The organism is Lactobacillus pasteurii DSM 23907 = CRBIP 24.76 (assembly GCF_000297025.1).
Lineage (GTDB): Bacteria > Bacillota > Bacilli > Lactobacillales > Lactobacillaceae > Lactobacillus > Lactobacillus pasteurii.
Map to the genome: position 1 here is coordinate 130015 of NZ_CAKD01000023.1, position 20628 is coordinate 150642.

Sequence of the window (20628 nt, forward strand, 5' to 3'; positions counted from 1 at the left end):
TTAATTATTTCTAATATTTTGCCTAAAATAGCGTATTTTGACAAATGTCTTGCTTAATTAACCTGATTAAATCATCCAGTCTTTGTTTTTGATTATTGCGGGATGCTAATAAAACTAGTTCAACTTCAGCTTGCCAATTTAATGGAACATATTCTAAATAGTCCTCAAGCTGATGATACAAACAATATAACCCTAAGGCGATTCCCTGCTCTGATTTAATCAGCATATTTAAAGCAGAGATGTCATTGGCATAAATTATCTTTGTATCTTGAATATTATTTTTAATTTTGTTTTGCAAGGTAATCAAATCAATTGCTGCCCAAGTATTATCTAAAAATAGCAGACTCTGTCCTGAAAGATCTTCAATGTTTAGCTGTTTTTTGCTAGCCAACGTATTATTTTTAGGAACGATAGCTTTGAATTGCTCAGAAAACAAGACAGTTTTTCGCATTCCAGGTAAATCTTCTGCATCCCTACCCGTGGTAATCACTAAATCAACCCGATTATCCAGCAAATCATGCTTAAAATCATTATGATTCAAATTGCGCAAAACTATTTCTGTATCAGGGTATAAATTCTTAAATTTTCTGATCCATTTGGGTAAAAATATGTCATTAAATGGTGTATACGAATAACCAATGATTAGTTGATGCTGCTTCTCTTCGCTTTTACGCTGAACAGATTGAATTGCCGAATAATAACTATTAATCAAGGGTTTGATTTCTTTATAAAAATTCTTTCCATCCTCAGTTACATTGACAAATCTCTTATTCCGATTAAATAGCTTAACCCCTATTTCATCTTCCAAAGCTTTAATGTCATGAGTAACTGTTGGTTGAGTTACATGAACTGCTTCAGCAGTTTTAGTATAATTTCTTGTTTCTACCAGATTGATAAATACTTCGAGTTTCTTAATGTCCATCTTTATTAATTATTTCTATTATTAATAACTGATATAAATTTCTCTTATAAGTATAAATCATCTATAATTAATTTGTAAACGATTGCAGAAGATTCACATTGAGAGAAAGGTAATATTATGACACAATATAGTGCTGAAGAAAAAGGTTTCCATGCTATTGTTAAAGCAGTTGTTGATATTGACGATTCTGGCAATATTAATAAGATTTGGGCAGAAAATGTTGCCCCAAACACGATTGGTGCTGCTGGAATCGCCAATTGGCTCGAAATTGCTAATAAAGAACACTCGGTAACAGTTGATGCGATCTCCGGGGCTTCAATTTCAACCAGTGCATTTAGACAAGCAGCTATTAAAGCAAGCGAGAAATCTGGACTAGTTATTAATTCAGTTGATGCTACAACTGGTGCTTCTAATTCAAGCAATAATATTCTTCCTAAACCTGCAAACTACCCTTTAATCAAGGAGAAAGTTAGCGAATTCGACATCGATTACGATAGTGAATATGATATTGTCGTTGTTGGATCTGGTGGTGCGGGATTGGCAGCTGCAGCAACTGCTGCTGAAAATGGTGCTTCGGTTTTAGTAATTGAAAAGCAAGGAATTGCAGGTGGTACAACTAACTATTCAGGCGGTGTAATTCAAGCTGCCGGCGATAAATGGCAAAAAGAATTTACCCAATATCAAACTGATACTGCCGAAAATCATGAAGCTGAATATTTAAAAGCTGGCGAAAATCGTTTAGATAAAGAATTAGTTCATGATTTTACACAAAATTCCGCTAAGAATCTAGAATGGCTAGCTCAAATGGGAATTAAGTGGGTTGATGTATATGGCCACACTGAAATTCCATATGCCAAAGAAAATTTTGCCGATCGAATTCATGTGTATGAGGGTGGTGGCGCTGCTGGCAATGGTATCATTTTGACTAAATGCTTGTTAGATTATGCTATTAGTCATGGAGCCAAAATCATCTACAATACTGCTGCTATCGGTTTAATCAATAAAGCAGATAGTCAAGAAATTACAGGTGTTATCGCTGAAGGCCAAGACCGCCAACTCTGTTATATCAAGGCAAGACGAGGAGTTATTTTGGCAACTGCTTCAATTGACCAAAATGTCGAATTAGCTAAAGACTTAAGTCCGCAACACTACGAAGATGTTAAAGCTCATCGCTGCTGGTCTGTACAAACTGACCGCGGAGACGGAATTGTCATGGGAATGGCTGCAGGCGCTGCAGTAACTGGTTTTGGCGGCACAATCGATTTTGATGCTCGCACGGGCAACGGCACAAATAATCGGATTCCAACAATTCCATCAATTTTTGTAAACGGCAATGGATTAAGATTTGTCAACGAAGATGCTACCTACGCATATGGCTTCAGAGCAATCTTTAACCAAGAAAAGCAACTGGCTAAGCCAACTTACCAGATTTTTGGCCAAAATGCTGTTGGTCTAGCTACTTCTCCTTGGAATGAAGAATCCCTAGCAAGCGACTTAGCTTCTGGATTAGTAGTTAAAGCAGACAGCATCGCAGAATTGGCTGAAAAAATTAATGTTCCAGCAGAAAACTTAACTAAGAGCATCAAGACTTGGAATGAAAATGCTCAATTAGGCAAAGATATCGAATATGGCAGAACAATGGGCGTTGAGCCAATTTCTGCACCATATTATGCATATCAAAATACCCCAGGCAATTTAGGTGCTATTGGTGGATTAAAGATCAATAAAAATTGCAATGTTTTAAATATCTTTAATGAACCAATCATTGGCTTATATGCAGCTGGACTAAATGCTGGTGGCTGGATTGGCTCCTATTATCCAGGTTCTGGTACTGCAGTTGGTGGCATAATTCACCAAGGTAGACGAGCTGCAAAAGCAATTTTGGGAATTGACTAAAATTCAATTTATTAACATCACTATCAATCTATCTATACTTTCTATATAGTTAGGAAGTATCAAAAAAGCGAGGTCTCCCCTCGCTTTTATTTTGCTCGAAACAATTCTAATCAGATTAATCTTTTACCATGTTTAACCATTGGCGAGCTAATGATACAAATTCATCTACTGAAATATCACCACTAGAAAATGAGCCGTTATATGCAACAGCATTTCTGCCGGATTCGCGCATTAAGTAAGCATAGCCCATTGACTTTAGATTGATATTCACTAAATTCAAATAGTGACCTGCTACTCGATAACCATTTCCGCCATAAAATGGATAACCCGATAACCCTTTATATTCTTGATCAGCTAATGATGAATTTATACCTACATTGTATTTCCAATTAGCTTCTTCTCTCATCCAAGCATTTATTGGATCCTGACTAGAAGCTAGATTTTCGAATCCACCATAACTTGAATGCTCTAATCCACCACGTTTTTGATAATCAACACTAACTATTGACTTAGCAATCATTCTAAAACTGACCTTCATCGCAGGTATTCCCTTGCCAGTTCTAATTTGATTAGTTCGACCATAGTAATCCAAAGTCTTAGCAAAATTATCTGCACTAGCTGCATCTTTTACGTCATTGATGTCAACGTAAGTTGAGTACCAAGAAGGTGCATCCCCGCCACCACGAATTATTTCTGCGGCATTCATCGCAGAAGATTTTTGTGCATCACTCAATTCCGAGTTTTGTGATAGCCAATCCATAAAGTCGGTGACATTACCATGATATTGAGCTTTATCAACTGCTTTAGTTTGATTATCATGTTGCTTAGCTGGCACTGTTACTTGCGGAATCTTCGTTTCGTTCTTAACGCTATTTTGGCTATCGGTTGAAAAAGTATTTGTATCCTTTTGAGTATCAACTGGTGGAATAGCTCCTTTAGCCTTACGTGGGATACTGGTATCTTTGGAGCTTACCCACTCACCTTTTCTAATCCGATACCAAACATAACCATCGTAGCCATTGACCTTTTCTCTAATCTTAATCTGCCAGCCACCAATTACACCATCTTCATCCGTTGAGAGAGAAGTTGGCGATTTATGTAGAGGTGCTCCTCCATCTTTAGTCGCAAAAAGATTCCAAGTGAAATCACTAGCTTTCATATAGCGATTTTTTGCAACCTTATAATATTTCTTACCGTTGATATACTTGGTTCCTTTGATTTTTTCTGTGTTACCCTTATATTCCATCCGAACTTTAAAAATTTTCTTGCGATGCGTTCCATCATAAACAAGAGTCAGAGGCAACCAACTACGATGGCCATTCTTGTTATAAATATAAGCATTGCGCTTTAAAATCAATGAGGTACCACTTGCATTTGCAGTTTCAGTCGAAAAGACTGCCACTCCCACAGCAATTCCTGCTAGCAAAGTAATTGCTTTATTTTTGAATTTCATATTTCCACCCCTATCCTTACAAAGATTATTTTTGATTTTATCATAATCTACGTCGTTCAAAAAAGCGCTTTACTAAAAAATGAGTATTTTGAAAATTATCTTTTAAAATATAAAAAGCAACGAGCTATGATATTGCTTATTAGCAACATTATTAGTTCATTGCTTCTTTATCCCTTTTCGACTACGATTTTTTCATCCGCAAAATTGGATATGGATTGCCTTGATCATCTAGTTCTAATCTTTCAACTGTCTTGAAACCCATATGTTCATAAAAGCCAACAGCTTGTGGGTTTTGTTCATTAACTGCCAACTCATCGACATTCAAGTTTTCAATTCCATAATTCAAAAGCTTGCTGCCATAGCCCTTGCCACGTGCAGTCGCATCAATAAACAGCATCTCGACTTTGCGCTCATTAATGCCCATAAAGCCCTTGATTTCTGGTCATCAATAATAACGAATAAATGCTCTACGCCTGCAAAAGCCTGAGGAACGAACTGGCGAATTTCGAGAATTTCTTCTTCACTCAAGAATTTATGCGTTGCACGCACGCTATTTTCCCAAATCGTCAATAGAGTCTGGGTAGTACTTTCATCCAAGTTGGTTAGTTCTTTAATTTCCATCTAGTTCATCTCACTTTCTAATTAGCCAAAAATCTCTATGGCATCGATCAATTTCAAACGTTTAAAGTCTACCTTATCTCTTCCATAAGTATCAATAAATAGGCTAGCATACTTATCAGTCTTAAAGTTGAATTTTAAAGAGTGCAAAGCCCAGTAAATATCAACATGGCGGTCTCCAACTCCAGCACAGTCTAAGTCAATATAACCACTAAAATTCCAATTATCCAGAATAATGTTTGGCTGACAAAAATCCCCATGAATCAAAATATCTGCTTTAAGCCAATCTCTATGAGCCAGGATATAATCATGGGCGCTTTCAATATCTGAAAAACTTGATTCTGCCAAAAAATTCGAATCATAGTGCCCTTTTTCAAAATTATCTAGCGCCTTTTCAAGATAATTTGAAGTGCGAGTAATCGGGCATCCCTGAAAATCAAGTTGATGCAGCCAAGCTAAATTCTCAGCCAAAAGCTTAACCAATCTTTCTGGTTGATCAAGATATTCTGCTTGAACGCAATCATAGCCTGGAACTTGCCTTGTTAGCAAATAATCTTGATCAAGCGATAAATATTCAACCACTTCCGGTCCTATTTTCTTCTTATAGAAGTAATCATCCATCGTCGCTTCATCTTTTAAGCTGTCAGTGGCTGCCACTTTTAAAAAATAGCCCCGATCCCTCTTAATAAAGTAGGTTCTAGCTTCTGGCGAAGAGCTGCTATCGTAGGTCTTGGCCTGCTTTAGATATTTCTGTAATTTATCTGGAAATTGCCCTAACTCTAACTGGACGTGCTTTCTTTCCATAAAAATATTTCCTTACATTATCCTTCAATAAAGCCGAGCATCAAGCCGCCTTCTTCAGCATAAAAGCTGCATAGTGCTCCCATCGGCCGAATTGTTATCTGGGCTTTTGGATATTTTCCCAAAATCATATCTCTAACCTTTTCGGCATCTGCTTGATTGTTGCAATGATCAATGATCAATCTTCCGCCTTGATAATTAAATTCATCCATTTGCTTGAGCAAATCTCTCAACGTTTTCTTCATTCCTCTAGCCTTAGATAATTGCTCAAACTTACCATCCATGCTAGCTGTACCCAAAACATTGATGTGCAACATTTCGGCAACCTTGGCAACTGCTGGCGAAATTCGCCCATTCAATGATAAGTTGTGCAAAGATTGCAAAATAAATAGCAAATGTGTCTTGGTTCTTAGCTTGGCAATTTCTTCATCCAAATCAACAAAGCGCTTATCTTCCATCACTAGTTGCTTGATTTCTTCCAAAACAACGCTCAATTCTGGACCGGCACTTCGAGAATCAACTACGATAACTTGACTAGTTGGATGTTGCTCTAAATATAAGTCCTTAGCCTGCAAGGCAGATGAATAAGTTCCACTTAATCCACTGGTCATTGTCACAATAATCGCTTTTTCTGCTCCTTCTAGTGCATCAAGCCATTCTTGAATACTTGGACAGGTTGTTCGACCTGCCACCTTGCTACTAGCCATTTCTTCTAAAAATTTATCTAAGTCCAGGCTATCATCATCACGATAGTCTACTCCAGACAAAGTAACTGTTAAAGGGACAACGCGTAAATTGTTTTCTTGATTGCTACGCTCATTTGAGCTTGAATCAATAATTAATCTGATCTCGTTCATTTTTTACCTCTACAAATCATATATCATATATAATATTCTAGAGAATTTTCAAAAACAAGCCTCTTTACTAAAATTTATAATGTAAACCGCTTTCATATGTTTACAATATCACAAAGTTAAGCTAAAATTCTAGATGTAGATTGGAAGCAAGTAGCTCCCATGATGTGGTGTCTTAGAAGAATTTACACCACAGATTTTTAGGAGGTTTTTTGATGTTAAAATCAGTCATTGAAAATGTTCATGCACTTGAAATTTTTGACTCACGTGGTAACCCAACTGTTGAAGTTTTCGTTACTCTTTCAAACGGTGTAGTTGGTAAAGCTGAAGTTCCTTCAGGTGCTTCAACTGGTGAAAACGAAGCTGTTGAATTACGTGACGGCGACGCACGTCTTGGCGGTAAGGGTGTTATGAAGGCTGTTAACAACGTTAACACTGAAATTGCTAAGGCATTAAAGGGTATGGACCCACACAACCAACCATTAGTTGACAAGACTATGATCGACTTAGATGGTACTGAAAACAAGGGTCGCCTTGGTGCTAACGCTATTTTAGGTGTATCTATGGCTGTTGCAGCTGCTGCAGCTAAGGATACTAACCAACCATTGTACCGTTACCTTGGTGGTACTGACCTTGAAATGCCTCAAACTTTCCACAACGTTATCAACGGTGGTGAACACGCTGACAACGGAATTGACATTCAAGAATTCATGATCACTCCAGTTAAGAAGACTTCATTCCGTGACGGTTTCGAAAAGATCGTTAACACTTACCACACCTTGAAGAAGGTTTTGGAAGACATGGGTTACGAAACTGGTTTAGGTGACGAAGGTGGTTTCGCTCCTAACATGAAGAACTCAGAAGAAGCTTTGAAGGCTTTGCACGAATCAATCATCAAGGCTGGTTACGTTCCTGGTGAAGATATCGCTATTGCCTGCGACTGCGCTGCTTCATACTTCTACAACAAGGAAGATGGCAAGTACCACCTCGAAGGTAAGGTTCTTACTGCTGACGAATTGAGTGACTACTACGACAAGTTGCTTACTGAATTCCCAGAATTGATTTCTATGGAAGACCCATACGACGAAAACGATGTTGAAGGTATGGTTAAGTTTAGCGAAAGCCACAGAGATCGTCTTCAAATCGTTTTGGATGACTTCATTTGTACCAACCCTAAGCTTTTGAAGAAGGCTATCAAGGAAGGTGCCGGTAACGCATCATTGATCAAGTTGAACCAAATTGGTACTGTTACTGAAACTCTTGAAACTATCCGTCTTTCACGTAAGAACGGCTACAACACTATGATTTCTCACCGTTCAGGTGAAACTGGTGACACATTCATCGCTGACCTTGCTGTTGCTATCAACGGTGGTCAATTGAAGACTGGTGCCCCAGCTCGTTCAGAACGTGTTGAAAAGTACAACCGCTTACTTGAAATCGAAGAAGAACTTGGCGAAGGCGAACGTTTGGCATTCTTCCCAGACAGCCTTGACTTAGACTAATTTAAATATCTAAGACCAAGCGAAAAACGTCCGAAAATTCGGACGTTTTTCTTTTGCTTAAAATAAATCAACTACTCTCACAATCAATGGCGAGAGTTTTTCTTTTTTCCAAATTAGTTGCAAATGCGTCTGCCAGCTTGCATGGTCAATCGGCAAAAATTGTCCCTTAGCATATAAAGAAGCAATTCCTTCCGGCACTAAGGCGACTCCCATGCCTTGTTTAGCCCAAAGAATGGCTGTACGCGAATCATCACATTTGACTGCATAAAATGGCCTAAGCCCCATATGAGCAAAACTGGAATTAAAAATGCTCTCAAATCTTCGATAGATAATTAATGGTTCTTTAGCCAAATCCGCAAGTGACACATGTCCTCTTTGAATAAGATTTTGATCAGCTGTCACTAGCACCATCTTTTCGCTAGTTAATTCCTTAAAGTCAAAGCCAGTATGATCAAACGGCGTTCTAACGATTCCCAGATCAATCTTGCCGCTACGAATACCGTCGATGATGCCGTAAGTGTTGTCTTCATAAATATCAAACGACAGATCAGGATAAAATTGCTTGAGTTGTTTGAATTTGGCTGATGGCAGTTCTCCTACCGACGAAGAAGCTGAACCGATCCGAATACTGCCCAGCTCCCCCTTTTCAATTTTGCCAACTTGTCCCTTAGCTTTTTGCGCCAAACTAACGATCTTTTCGGCATATTCTTGCAATTCCTTGCCTGCATCAGTCAACTTAACGCCATGAGATTCTCTAATAAATAGCTTGGTTCCAAGTTCTTTTTCCAACTGCTTCAATTGATAGCTTAGTGGTGGCTGAGCTACGAATAGGCGCTTGGCAGCTGCTGTGATTTGTTTTTCCTCGGCTACTGCCAAAAAATATTCCAATTGTTTCAAATCCATTCGCAATCACCTTTTTTGATATAAAAATTTTAGATATCACGTATATTATAACGGTATTTTATTAATAACAGAAACTATGATACCTTAGTTAATGAAGAAAATGGAGGAAAGAAAATGAGTCAACAAATTCATGGTCTCACTTCAAAAGAGGCCGAGGAACTACTGGCAAAAAATGGCCTGAATGAAGTTCCTGAACCTAAATATAACTTCTGGAAAGAATTTGCCAGTAAATTGTGGAACTTATCCGCATGGATTCTGGAAGCTGCCTTGATCTTGGAATTTATTCTAGGCAAGCAAATTCAAGCCCTCTTTGTATTAGGGATGCTTTTATTTGCGGCTTGGAATGGTGCTTCCAAAAAACGTCAATCCCGGGCAGTACTGGATAATATTTCCCACAAATTAACGCCAACAGTCGCCGTAGAGCGCGATGGCAAATGGGTTAAGCTAGATTCCAAGCAACTTGTTGTCGGCGATTTAATCAACCTTAAACGTGGCGATATTCTAGCTGCCGACGTACAAATTGTCGATGGAACGATGTCTTTTGATGAAAGCTCAATTACTGGTGAATCAAAAGCCGTTAAAAAGCAACTCTCTGAGACTGCTTATGCCGGTACGACTGTGGTTGAAGGTCATGGCTTAGCCGTAGTTACTGCAACAGGCAAAAACTCACGTTCTGGTAAGACTATCAACTTGATTAACAATTCAGCTGCTCCTGGTCACTTGCAACAGCTTTTGACTAAGATTATCTACTACCTTTGCTTATTAGATGGAGTTTTGACTTTAATTATTGTGATTGCCTCCTTCTTTAAAGGTGGAGACCTGGCCAACCTGCTAGATATGTTGCCATTCTTAGCGATGATGTTCATTGCATCGATTCCGGTTGCCATGCCTTCAACTTTTGCTTTATCAAACTCCTTTGAGGCAACTAGACTTAGCCAAGAAGGCGTCTTGACGGCTGACCTGACAGGTATTCAAGATGCAGCCAACCTTAATTTGCTCTTATTAGACAAGACTGGAACAATTACTGAAAATAAAACAGCCGTAAGTTCTTGGACCAACTTTTCTGATTTGACTGATGAGCAAGTTTTAAGCTTAGCAGCAGCTGCTGTCGATCAAAGAAACAGCAGCATTATTGATACGGCTATTTCAGAATATTTGATGCAATTGCACTTAACTCCTGCAAAGGCTGACAATTTTACGCCATTTACTTCCGATAGTGGCTATTCAATGGCTCAGGTTGATCAATATAATATTAAGCTTGGATCATTTAAGCAATTATCCTTGATTGACCCGGAAGCCAACAACTTGATCAAAGATATTGACTTTGCAGCTGGTCGTTCAGTTGCCGTCTTAATTAATGACCATCTTGCCGGCGTCTTTATCTTGCAAGACAAGGTTCGCTCTGATTCTAAGCAGGCACTAGCTGAATTAAAAAAGCGCGGAATTCGCCCAATTATGTTGACTGGTGATAACCAAAAAACAGCTGCTTTTGTCGCTAAGGAAGTTGATTTAACTGGCGACGTAATTTCTATTCATGATTTCAATAATCAAGTCGATATCAACAACTTGGCAGGAATTGCGGATGTTTTGCCAGAGGACAAGTTGAAGATGGTTAAGTTTTTCCAAGAAAAAGGCTACATTGTTGGAATGACTGGAGATGGGGTCAATGACTCTCCTGCCTTAAAGCAAGCCGAAGTCGGCATTGCCGTTTCAAACGCGGCTGACGTGGCTAAAAAGTCCAGCAAGATGGTGCTTCTAGATGATGGATTAAGCTCAATCATCAAGATTTTGGATGCTGGTCACCGAGTATATCAACGAATGACCACTTGGTCTTTAACCAAATTAGCAAGAACTGCTCAGTTAACTATGTTGTTAACCTTCGGCTATCTGCTATTTGACTACATTCCTATGGCGCTAAATGCAATGGTTATCTACACAGTTATGAATAATATGGTAACCATGATGATCGGTACCGACCGAACTCATATCACTTATCAACCAGAAAATTGGAATATGGCTCGTTTAGCTAAGATTGCCTTCTCGCTTGCTAGTGGTTGGACCTTGCTAGGGATGATCTTCATCTGGTATCTAAATACTCATGGCTGGTCACATGGTGAAATCTCAACTATGGTTTATGTTTACCTAGTTTTGAGCGCGATGTTGATTGTTTTGATTACTCGTACCAAGAAATATTTCTGGCAAGATTACCCATCAAAACTAGTTGGAACTGTTCAAGTGGTAGATGTTATTTTAACATTTATATTGGCTCTAGCTGGTTTGGCCATGGATCAAATTTCTTTGACCAACCTCCTATTGACGATTGCAATTGCCTTGATTGCTGCAGTAATCATTGACTTATTCTATCAACCAATTATGAAAAATCGCTAATCAAAAAAGCGTTAATTCTCATGCATCCCTATTAGGGTTTGCGTAAGAACTAACGCTTTTATTTTGCATTAATTTTTAAATGATAAGCTATCCTTCTCTAAGGCCATAAAGATCGTTACGATCAAGATATCCGCACAACCACCCAAGGTATAATTATGCTCAACAAAAATTGTATTCATTTCTCGCAAATATTCTATGCCCTCAGCCGTCTTACTACCACCAAGGTCAAAGTACTGCCGACAAACTTTCTTTAGCCATGGAAGCTGATCCATCCCTCCAGAGCGCTTAATAAAAGTCGTATCTGCGATTACACTAGCCGTTTTGATTAAGGTGTCAAGCAAACGCTGGTTGATTGTTCCCGTAGACTTTTCCAAAAAAGGCAAAGTTGTTTTTTCAACTACTGGATAGCCGCTTTCAGCTAACTCTCTTGCTCCAGCATAGCCATATTTGAAATAAATCTGCTCGCCGATCGTTTTATTAGTCTTTTCTTTATCTTTCATATCATGTGCAACTAATCCCTTGCACATCTGCCTAATTACTTCATAGACATTCTGTTGGTGCACCCCGGCATAGCTTTGCGCACAAGTGAAAATTCCCAAAGAAAAGATCGCTCCCTTATGGGTATTAACATTATTAGTTGCCGCAAACATTGCCTTTTCAGCTTGAATTCCTTTTTCGCGCAAACTAGCAAACATCTCTATCAGATCATTTCCAGTAAAAGACTCGCCTAACTGGCTAGCTTGCTCAAAATATTCTCTTAAAGCAACCGAGCTATTGATGAAAGTGTAAACATCCATATCAGAATGAGAACCATTGTTATTTGGATCAACTAAACCTGGTTTAGGTTCGGTAACAACTTCATACAATAAAGCCTCTAATGCATGATCAACGATTGATTTTGACATAACTAAATGCCCGACTTTCTCTCTTGATAACTGTAGTAAATCCAAGCAATTAAGCCAAATGCTACTGGTCCGATTGCGGTCCAGAAAGAAGTCATGTAATCGCCAGAAAATAGTGGTTCGATACAAGTGAAGATAATTCCCACTGCTACAACTAACCAGACTATGATTGTTACTAGCCAAATATTGCGTTTTTTATGGATAAAGACAAATGGTCGATCCAAGTTTTCCTTCATCTTAAAGAATGGGAATGCCCCAATCAAGAACAAGTATGGAGCTGAAGATGAAACATTCATCATATCCATCAAAATTGTGTAGAATTGGTTAGCAGCACTACCACCAAAGGAAATGAACAAAATAATTACGCTAACAATTACTGCTTGTAACCACATTGAACGCTCAGGCATTCCGTGCTTATTAAGCAAAACAAGCTTCTTAGGCAAAAGCTTAGGGTCACATCCTTCAATGAAGGACTTAACTGGTGAGTAAACCATCAAAAAGGCAGCTGAAATTCCAGCCAAAACGTCTGCAATTCCGGCAAATCGTGAAAAGATTGTTCCTAATGCTAATGAGGCTGAATTAGATAAGCCAAGCCCGTGGCCCATTTCGATTCCCAAATTATTGATCAAAACGTATTCGACATTGGCCAAGTCGACATTTTTGCCACCAAGTGCATCACGCCAGTTAGCCGCTACCCCACACATGAAGATATTCAAAACATATAGCCCAGTCATTGCAGCCATTGCAATAATCAAGGCTTTAGGAAAGGTTTCCTCTGGTTTATCAACGGAGTCAATAACTCCAGCAGAAGTCTCCAAACCACCATATGCAAACAAAGCATAAACAATAAATGAAAGCACAGCCATTGGCGATTGAAACTGTGGATTAGGTGAAACAGCTAAAGCTTGAGCTGTAACTGGCTCAGCTAATCTTCCATGATTCAAGAAAAATACCAATAGAGAAATCAAGGTAAAGCCAATGGTAATTGCCAAAGTGAAAATACCACCGATATTACTTACAAAAGCAATCTTATCGACACCTTTAGCAGCAAAAAATGTGACAATGACTAAAAAAAGCACTTCCAAAACACCCAATAATTGAGTTGAAGTTAAACCGCCTAGGTGCCAGCTTTGCGTCGTATCACGGCCAAAGGCTGCAGTTGAGACAGAGACTAAAAAGAATTGAGTTGAAGAAACTAGCCAAACAACCCAAGCAGCTAGCCAAATAAAGGTTCCAACAAAAGCCGTCTTTTCATTAACTGAACCTCTCAGCCATGAAAAGATTCCCCCCTTAACACCCTTAAAGGCTGCACCATACTCTGCAAAGATTAAAGCAGATGGTAAAAAGAAGAGCAAGGCAGTAATAACATACCAAATGATACTTGCATAACCCATTTGGTAGTAGGCAGTCAGTGAATTACTGAAGCCGAAAATTCCTGAAAAAATCAGCAAGACCAAACTTCCCAGCTTGATCTTAACAGACGAACCAGATTTCATAACAATAATAAATCCTTCCTAAAATTAACAACAATTATTACTCTACACCAATCAAATAGATTCTTCAAAATTTTTATAAATAAAGTTCGTCTTTCTTAAAAAGTAAAAAAATAACAGGACTTACGCCCTGCTATTATCGTTATTCAATTATGCACCGTGATATTGAACCAAAGAGAAGATATCTACTCCAGGTAAAGTCTCACGACCGTGCAAATCTGGTAATTCAATATAAAATGCTGCACCAACTAATTCTCCGCCTAAACGTTCAATTAATTCCTTTGATGCTCTTAAAGTTCCTGCTGTTGCAAGTAAGTCGTCACATACAACTACTCTTTGACCAGGCTTGATTGCATCCTTGTGCATTTCCAAGCTATTAGAACCATATTCCAAATCATATGAAGCACGTTCAACTTCTCTTGGAAGTTTATGTGGCTTTCTAGCTGGAACAAAACCTAAACCCAGCTCAGTTGCGACTGGACAACCCACGATAAAACCGCGGGCTTCTGGTCCAACGATTACATCCGCATTCTTGCTCTTAGCGTATTCTGCTAAGCGGCGGGTAGCTTCTTTATATAATTCAGGATCCTGTAATATTGGCGTAATATCGCGGAAGATAATTCCTTCATTAGGGAAATTCTCAACACTTGCAATATGTTCTTTAAAATCAATTGCCATTCAGAAGACCTCCATTAAGATTGTTATGGTTTTAAACCACTCTGACCATATAATTTTACCAGAAAGTTCGCTAAAAATCAGCAAAAACTGAACTTTTTACAGCTAATTAAGGTGATTATTAACATATTCTATCAATTGCCCGGTTGGCATAGTTCTCAATTGTTTAGCAAAATTAAGCTGATAACTGGTTGCCATGAGATACTTTGAATCGGTCAGTGGCTTCTTTTCCGGATTTTTCACCGGAACAATCAGGCCATTATCAAGCTTAACAAAGCCTAATTCAAAAAATACTCGCAAGACAAAAGTCATGCTATCGCCGTTAAGCCCCAAATATGGTCCCACCAAAGCATAGTCTTCTGGCTTCAAACCAGGATGAGCATAAACATATTTCAAAGCCTTGCCAAAATAGCTTTTAGCTGGAATCTGCTCTACTGGAAGTTGATCAAGCAAAAAGCGCAAATAAATTTGCTTATATTTAGCTGACAAAACTTGCTCCAGCTCTTGCTGATTATGTGGCAGATCAAGTAAAACAACTACTTCATCGTCAGCCTGGTAATCAGCAACTAACTGGATTTTACTTGGATCAATTCCAAGTGCATGTTGTGCTTCGGGAAGATTTTTCTTATCAAATAAGAGATATTTATCGGCAAAACCCATCACATATGGCTGCGAGCGCATATCGATGATCTTCTCTGGCCTGATCAAACTTGGCGCAGCATAATCAATGCCTTCAATAATTGCCTGAACAGTCTGTTGGTTGCGGAAAGTATTAAGAGAAGCCTGAACGTAAACCTTATTGATATATGGCAATAAATCATCATCAATGTATGGCATATTAAAGCCGACAATTTGTAAATTATTTTTGCCAATTGAGAGCTTGATATGATTATGATCCTTGCCCATCTTGAGAAGCTTATTGATCTGAGGCTGACTAATGCTAAAGATTGGCTTAGGGTTAGCTGTTCCAAAGGGACCAACTGACGCAATCTGATCAAGCAAATCCAAAGTAAATTCGCTTGGCTTTAAATCAAAATCGTATTGTTTACTATCTTGAGTGCCTTCAGCCAATTTAAAGCTGTCTTCAAAAGCTTCAATTAATTCTGGCAATTTGCTTTCAGTTAGCGAAAGACCACAAGCAAAATCGTGACCGCCAAATTTGGTTAAGATATTCTCTTTCAATGGCTCTAAGGCATTAAAAAGATTGAAGCCAGATTTTGATCTCCCTGACCCCTTTAGCATCCCCTCTGGATCTTTAGTCAAAACAAGCGTAGGCTTATGTGTCTTCTCAACGATTTTATTAGCTACTAGTCCCAAAACTCCCTCGTGGAAATCTTGATCATAAATAACATATGTATTGCGCTTGCCGAATTGCTTGATTTGCTTCATGCAAGAAGCATAAACCTCATTAGTGCATTCTTTTCGCTCATCATTGAGTTGTTCGATTTGCTTGGCTAGTTCTACTGCTTCATCTTCATTATCAGATAAAAGCAACTTAACAGCCAAACTTGCATTAGCCATTCTACCTGTTGCATTTAGCCTTGGAGCAATGCTAAAGCCAACATCTGTATCGCTGATATTCCCTAGGCTTAATCCAGCTTGTTCAATCAAAGCTCTAAGGCCTGGACGCTCAGTTTCATTTAAAACGGCTAAGCCACGCTTGACGATAATGTGGCCTTCGCCATTTACCTTAACCATGTCACCGATAGTTCCGATCATGGCTAAATCCAATAATTCAGTCATTGGGTCCTGCATCAAAGCCCGACAAATGGTATAAGCAACTCCTGCTCCGCAATAATCGTCAAAAGGATACGCTTGGCCTGGATAATTGCAGTGAACCAAAGCATAAGGCTTAGGAACATCATCTTGGAAAGTATGGTGGTCGGTTAAAATGACGTCTACTCCATGCTCCTGGGCATATGCGACTTCCTCTACCCCAGTCACACCGTTATCAACGGTGATGATTAGCTTGGTGCCACCTTCGACAATTTCTTTGTATCGAGCCAGATTTGGGCCATAGCCATCTTTGAAGCGATCAGGAATGAAATAATCAACTTCCGCTCCTAAAATGCCCAAAGTCTCTACCATAATGCTGGTTGCAGTAATTCCATCGGCATCATAGTCACCATAGATTGTAATCTTTTCGCCATTATCGATTGCCTGCATAATTCGATTTACAGCCTTGTTCATATCATGCATCAAGAATGGATCGGCTAAATCTTCTTCAGTTGCATTGAACCAATAATCTAATTGTTCTTCGCTTGTAATCCCCCGCAAAGAAAACAACTTAGCCACAACCGGGCTAAGTTGATATTCATTTACTAATTCTGGATCAAGCTCTTTACCTGTTCTTTGAATCCACTTCATTAGCTAAGTTTAAACACCTTTAAATTCTTACTAGTTGCTTTTTCTGTCTTAATCAGACTTCCTCTAATTGCCCAGCGGTTAACCCCGCCATCGGCACAAGTAATTAATGTGACGATTGACTCCTGCGTATTATCGACCAAATAAACAGCGTATGGATTGACCTTCTTCTTCATGTAGATCTTGTAAACGAACACTTTCTTAAGGTCAGTCAAATATACTCGTTGACCCAACTTGGTATCTTCAAGCGGTGAAAATAAAATCCCTTTTGCAGTCATATAGTGTCCTGCTAATGGATAGTTGCCTTTTCCCATCACCTGATCGCTTCGCATCGTTCCACCACCAGTGGTCATTGCTGCATCAGACATCCCCAGCATAATTGGCAAATACATGTTTACATCAGGTATTGCCAAAGCACCAATTGCATAAGCATCCTGATTGGATTTAGCTTTGACCACCTGGTTTAAGTCAACTTCTTTAACCTTAGAGAAGTCAAACATCCCTTTTTTCTTTTTGTTTTCAGAAATCTTCTTAACGGTCAGCGTAGTGATCGCCTTAGTTTGATTATGGCTAATCATTTGGTCGCTGATTTGCTTGTTAAAAACCAAAACCAAACCAACAACTAATAGCAAAACCGCCAGAACTCTTAAAAGAATTACTTTGGTTTTACTCTGCTTTTTATCCTTTGCCATGCTTATCTACCCTCTTAGTGGGCAATTACTTACCCTTAATATCGTCATCGTTCATCTTCAAAACTGCCATGAAGGCGTCTTGTGGCACTTCAACTCGGCCGACAGCCTTCATTCTAGCCTTACCACGCTTTTGTTTATCAAGCAATTTAGCACGACGATCTGGGTCACCAGTATGGATCTTCCAAGTAACATCTTTACGGTAAGGCTTGATTGTAGCACGAGAAATAATTTTCGCACCAATGGCACCTTGAATATCCACTTCGAAGTTTTGTCTTGGGATTAATTTCTTTAGCATTGATGTCATTTGACGAGCGCGAACTTGTGCTTCATCGCGGTGAGCAATAAAGCTCAAAGCATCGATTGGATCCTTGTTGAGCAGGATATCGATCTTGACTAAGTTAGTTGCACGGTAGCCGATAATTTCATAATCAAGCGAAGCGTACCCCTTAGTTGATGACTTCAAATCATCAAAGAAGTCATAGATAATTTCAGCTAGCGGAATATGATAAATCACATTGACACGATACTTATCTAAGTAATCCATTGTGATAAATTCGCCGCGCTTGCGTTGGCATAGATCCATCACAGCACCAACGTGATCGTTTGGTACCATGATTTCAGCCTTAACATAAGGCTCTTGAACTTCCTTATACTCACCAGCATCAGGCAAATCTGAAGGGTTATCAATGACCTTAGTTGAACCATCGTTCATAATTGCGTGGTAATCAACACTAGGAGCAGTCATAATTAGATCAAGATCAAATTCTTGCTCTAAACGCTCTTGCACAACATCCATATGCAATAAGCCTAAGAATCCACATCTAAAACCAAAACCTAAAGCAGTTGAAGTTTCTGGTTCAAATTCCAAGGCTGCATCGTTTAATTGCAACTTTTGCAAAGCTTCCTTCAAGTCGTCATATTTAGCATTATCGACTGGATACATACCTGAATATACCATTGGTGGAATTTGACGATAACCAGGAAGTGGTTCTGCAGTTGGGTTTTCTGCATCAGTAATCGTATCACCCACTCGAGTTTCACGAACAGACTTGATATTAGCGGTAATGTAACCAACATCCCCAGCAATCAATAAATCTTTCTTTACAGGGTGAGGACTTGAGACACCGACTTCAGTAACTTCATAGTCACGGCCAGTATTCATAATTTGAATTCGATCGCCAGGCTTGACAGTACCTTCTTTAATTCTGACTGACAAAACAACTCCGCGGTAGTCATCGTACTTGGAGTCGAAAATCAAAGCCTTAAGTGGCGCTTCTAGATCGCCATCTGGAGCTGGAATATCGGTTACGATTTTTTCTAGCATGTCCTCAATTCCTTGACCAGTCTTACCAGAAACTTCAGCTGCATCTAAAGCATCAAGTCCAAGCATTTCATCGATTTCTTCTTTAGCCTTGTCTGGGTCAGCAGATGGCAAATCAATCTTGTTCAAAACTGGCAAAATTTCCAAATCACTGTCAATTGCCAAATAAGTATTAGCCAAAGTCTGTGCTTGAACACCTTGAGAAGCATCTACAACTAATAGCGCACCTTCACAAGCAGCCAAAGAGCGTGAAACTTCATATGAAAAGTCAACGTGTCCTGGCGTGTCAATTAAGTGGAAGGTATAATCTTCGCCATTTCTAGCCTTATATTTAACTTCGACAGAGTTCATCTTGATCGTGATCCCTCTTTGACGTTCCAAAGGCATATCATCAAGCATTTGATTCTTTAATTGACGCTCGGAAACTGTATCAGTTAATTCCAAAATTCGGTCCGCAATTGTCGACTTACCATGATCGATATGGGCAACAATCGAAAAGTTACGGATATGTTTTTGATAGTCTTTTAATTTGTTAATATCCATTGAATCACATTCATCCTTAAATATTTATCTAATTTATTATATCAAAGGCTAGCTAGCTAGGGAAATATCATGCAAAAAAGACATTGACTAATTCATCAATGTCTTTTCTACTTATTCTTCGCCACTAAGTTTTTCTTTTAGTCTTTCAAAGAAGCCTTTACCTTGTGGGGTAATTGATTCGCCACTAGCACTGACAAAGTCAACCAAGGCTTGTCTTTGACGTTCGTTAACTGATTTAGGAATTCTAACTTCAATGGTTGTAATTTGGTCACCATTGCCGCCACCGCGCAAGTAAGGAACACCTTCACCTTTAAGAGTAAACTTCTTGTTTGGCTGGGTACCTGCTGGAACCTTCAATTTGCTAGTGCCGTGAACAGTCTTGACTTCGATTTCATCACCCAAAGTAGCTTGAGCAAAGGAAATTGGCACAGTGGTGTAAATTGTCGTGCCTCTTCTTTCGAAGTCTTTAGATGGTTTAATCCGGTAACTAATGTACAAGTCTCCGTAAGGACCACCATTTCTACCGGCTTCACCTTGTCCTTGGTAGCGCAATTGTTGACCGTTGTCGATACCTGCTGGGATATCAACTTCAATTGTATTCTTAGCATCAACTACACCTTCACCGTGGCATGTTTGACATGGATGTTCAATGATTGCACCCTTACCATGACACTTATCACAGACAGTTTGGCGTTGAATTACACCAAATGCGGATTGCTGGGTGATTGTCATATAACCTGAACCGTGACACTTATCACAAGTAATTGGATGAGTGCCTTTTTCAGCACCAGTACCATGACAGGTCTCACAAGTTGTGCTTCTAGTATATGAAACTTGAGTCTTCTTACCAGTAATTGCATCCATGAAGTCGATGGTCAATGTGTAGTCAAGATCTTGACCACGAACAGGATCTGTTGGATTAGCCCGGCGTCGTTGGCCACCGCCAAATCCTGAACCAAAAATGTCGCCGAAGATATCGCTAAAATCACCAAATCCTTGGCCATTAAATCCGCCATAAGCACTTTGACCACCAAATCCGCCTTGACCATTGACGCCAGCAGATCCAAATTGATCATATTGCGCACGCTTTTGCTTGTCGTGCAGTACTTCATAGGCTTCATTTACATCTTTATATTTTTGCTCAGCACCAGGCTCATGGTTCAAATCTGGGTGGTACTTCTTGGCTAATTTTCGATATGCCTTGCTAATGTCTTGATCGCTAGCGTTACGATCAACTCCAAGGATTTTGTAGTAGTCTTCTTGTGCCAAAATCAAAACTCCTTACATTTAAAAGAAAAGAA

At 39.2% G+C, this 20628-nt stretch carries 15 protein-coding genes and 1 pseudogene; 3 read left to right on the forward strand and 13 right to left on the reverse strand.

All coding sequences use genetic code 11. The annotated features are described in order from the left end of the window. Nucleotides 1–22: 22 nt before the first annotated feature. Nucleotides 23–922 (reverse strand): LysR family transcriptional regulator, encoded by a 900-nt coding sequence (locus BN53_RS06840; RefSeq protein ID WP_009560215.1) that lies wholly within the window; start codon nucleotides 920–922, stop codon nucleotides 23–25. Nucleotides 923–1039: 117 nt separating this feature from the next. Here BN53_RS06840 and BN53_RS06845 point away from each other — a divergent pair, with 117 nt between their 5' ends. After that, nucleotides 1040–2818, forward strand: coding sequence for an FAD-dependent oxidoreductase (locus BN53_RS06845; protein WP_009560216.1), 1779 nt, complete (start codon nucleotides 1040–1042; stop codon nucleotides 2816–2818). Nucleotides 2819–2933: 115 nt separating this feature from the next. Here the strand turns inward: BN53_RS06845 and BN53_RS06850 are convergent, their stop codons facing one another. The 4 genes and pseudogenes from BN53_RS06850 to BN53_RS06865 form a co-directional block, all read right to left on the reverse strand. Then, on the reverse strand, nucleotides 2934–4271 hold the full coding sequence (locus BN53_RS06850; protein ID WP_009560217.1) for an SLAP domain-containing protein: 1338 nt from the start codon (nucleotides 4269–4271) through the stop codon (nucleotides 2934–2936). 181 nt (nucleotides 4272–4452) lie between these two features. Continuing rightward, nucleotides 4453–4892: pseudogene (locus BN53_RS06855) on the reverse strand (GNAT family N-acetyltransferase). Nucleotides 4893–4913: 21 nt separating this feature from the next. Continuing rightward, nucleotides 4914–5693 carry an aminoglycoside 3'-phosphotransferase gene (locus tag BN53_RS06860; protein WP_009560220.1) on the reverse strand — a complete coding sequence of 260 codons (780 nt, stop codon included), beginning with the start codon at nucleotides 5691–5693 and terminating at the stop codon, nucleotides 4914–4916. 17 nt (nucleotides 5694–5710) lie between these two features. Further along, the gene (locus BN53_RS06865; protein WP_009560221.1) at nucleotides 5711–6547 is read right to left on the reverse strand and encodes a DegV family protein; all 837 of its coding nucleotides are present in this window, start codon (nucleotides 6545–6547) and stop codon (nucleotides 5711–5713) included. Nucleotides 6548–6759: 212 nt separating this feature from the next. Here BN53_RS06865 and eno point away from each other — a divergent pair, with 212 nt between their 5' ends. Further along, entirely contained in the window at nucleotides 6760–8046 is a 1287-nt protein-coding gene (gene eno / locus BN53_RS06870) for a phosphopyruvate hydratase (protein WP_009560222.1), read from the forward strand. Between the two features lie 57 nt (nucleotides 8047–8103). On the opposite strand, the gene BN53_RS06875 is transcribed toward eno, so the two are convergent. After that, the gene (locus BN53_RS06875) at nucleotides 8104–8949 is read right to left on the reverse strand and encodes a LysR family transcriptional regulator (RefSeq protein WP_009560223.1); all 846 of its coding nucleotides are present in this window, start codon (nucleotides 8947–8949) and stop codon (nucleotides 8104–8106) included. 114 nt (nucleotides 8950–9063) lie between these two features. Here BN53_RS06875 and BN53_RS06880 point away from each other — a divergent pair, with 114 nt between their 5' ends. Beyond that, a complete protein-coding gene (locus BN53_RS06880; RefSeq protein ID WP_009560224.1) occupies nucleotides 9064–11337 on the forward strand; it encodes an HAD-IC family P-type ATPase in 2274 nt (757 codons plus the stop codon). Nucleotides 11338–11405: 68 nt separating this feature from the next. Here BN53_RS06880 and citG read toward each other — a convergent pair whose 3' ends face one another. From citG to dnaJ, 7 genes are all read right to left on the reverse strand, one after another. After that, nucleotides 11406–12242: a triphosphoribosyl-dephospho-CoA synthase CitG gene (citG, locus tag BN53_RS06885; RefSeq protein ID WP_009560225.1), complete on the reverse strand. Its 837-nt coding sequence runs from the start codon at nucleotides 12240–12242 to the stop codon at nucleotides 11406–11408. A 2-nt stretch (nucleotides 12243–12244) separates the two neighbouring features. Beyond that, nucleotides 12245–13735: a glutamate/gamma-aminobutyrate family transporter YjeM gene (yjeM, locus tag BN53_RS06890; protein WP_009560226.1), complete on the reverse strand. Its 1491-nt coding sequence runs from the start codon at nucleotides 13733–13735 to the stop codon at nucleotides 12245–12247. A gap of 147 nt (nucleotides 13736–13882) precedes the next feature. Beyond that, complete coding sequence (locus tag BN53_RS06895) at nucleotides 13883–14410, reverse strand: adenine phosphoribosyltransferase (protein WP_009560227.1); 528 nt, start codon at nucleotides 14408–14410, stop codon at nucleotides 13883–13885. 102 nt (nucleotides 14411–14512) lie between these two features. Beyond that, nucleotides 14513–16774 carry a single-stranded-DNA-specific exonuclease RecJ gene (gene recJ / locus BN53_RS06900; protein WP_009560228.1) on the reverse strand — a complete coding sequence of 754 codons (2262 nt, stop codon included), beginning with the start codon at nucleotides 16772–16774 and terminating at the stop codon, nucleotides 14513–14515. Then, nucleotides 16774–17463 (reverse strand): class A sortase, encoded by a 690-nt coding sequence (locus BN53_RS06905; RefSeq protein WP_009560229.1) that lies wholly within the window; start codon nucleotides 17461–17463, stop codon nucleotides 16774–16776. The genes recJ and BN53_RS06905 overlap by 1 nt, the downstream gene beginning before the upstream one ends. A gap of 25 nt (nucleotides 17464–17488) precedes the next feature. Then, nucleotides 17489–19327, reverse strand: a complete 1839-nt coding sequence (lepA, locus tag BN53_RS06910) for a translation elongation factor 4 (RefSeq protein ID WP_009560230.1) — start codon at nucleotides 19325–19327, stop codon at nucleotides 17489–17491. A gap of 111 nt (nucleotides 19328–19438) precedes the next feature. Beyond that, nucleotides 19439–20596 (reverse strand): molecular chaperone DnaJ, encoded by a 1158-nt coding sequence (gene dnaJ, locus BN53_RS06915; protein WP_009560231.1) that lies wholly within the window; start codon nucleotides 20594–20596, stop codon nucleotides 19439–19441. Nucleotides 20597–20628 lie beyond the last annotated feature (32 nt).

Coding starts and splice junctions, on each gene's coding strand:
- BN53_RS06895 (WP_009560227.1), bottom strand. CDS start 14,410: ATGGCAATTGATTTTAAAGAACATATTGCAAGTGTTGAGAATTTCCCT.
- BN53_RS06865 (WP_009560221.1), bottom strand. CDS start 6,547: ATGAACGAGATCAGATTAATTATTGATTCAAGCTCAAATGAGCGTAGC.
- BN53_RS06845 (WP_009560216.1), top strand. CDS start 1,040: ATGACACAATATAGTGCTGAAGAAAAAGGTTTCCATGCTATTGTTAAA.
- recJ (WP_009560228.1), bottom strand. CDS start 16,774: ATGAAGTGGATTCAAAGAACAGGTAAAGAGCTTGATCCAGAATTAGTA.
- BN53_RS06840 (WP_009560215.1), bottom strand. CDS start 922: ATGGACATTAAGAAACTCGAAGTATTTATCAATCTGGTAGAAACAAGA.
- BN53_RS06905 (WP_009560229.1), bottom strand. CDS start 17,463: ATGGCAAAGGATAAAAAGCAGAGTAAAACCAAAGTAATTCTTTTAAGA.
- BN53_RS06850 (WP_009560217.1), bottom strand. CDS start 4,271: ATGAAATTCAAAAATAAAGCAATTACTTTGCTAGCAGGAATTGCTGTG.
- eno (WP_009560222.1), top strand. CDS start 6,760: ATGTTAAAATCAGTCATTGAAAATGTTCATGCACTTGAAATTTTTGAC.
- BN53_RS06860 (WP_009560220.1), bottom strand. CDS start 5,693: ATGGAAAGAAAGCACGTCCAGTTAGAGTTAGGGCAATTTCCAGATAAA.
- BN53_RS06880 (WP_009560224.1), top strand. CDS start 9,064: ATGAGTCAACAAATTCATGGTCTCACTTCAAAAGAGGCCGAGGAACTA.
- lepA (WP_009560230.1), bottom strand. CDS start 19,327: ATGGATATTAACAAATTAAAAGACTATCAAAAACATATCCGTAACTTT.
- yjeM (WP_009560226.1), bottom strand. CDS start 13,735: ATGAAATCTGGTTCGTCTGTTAAGATCAAGCTGGGAAGTTTGGTCTTG.
- citG (WP_009560225.1), bottom strand. CDS start 12,242: ATGTCAAAATCAATCGTTGATCATGCATTAGAGGCTTTATTGTATGAA.
- BN53_RS06875 (WP_009560223.1), bottom strand. CDS start 8,949: ATGGATTTGAAACAATTGGAATATTTTTTGGCAGTAGCCGAGGAAAAA.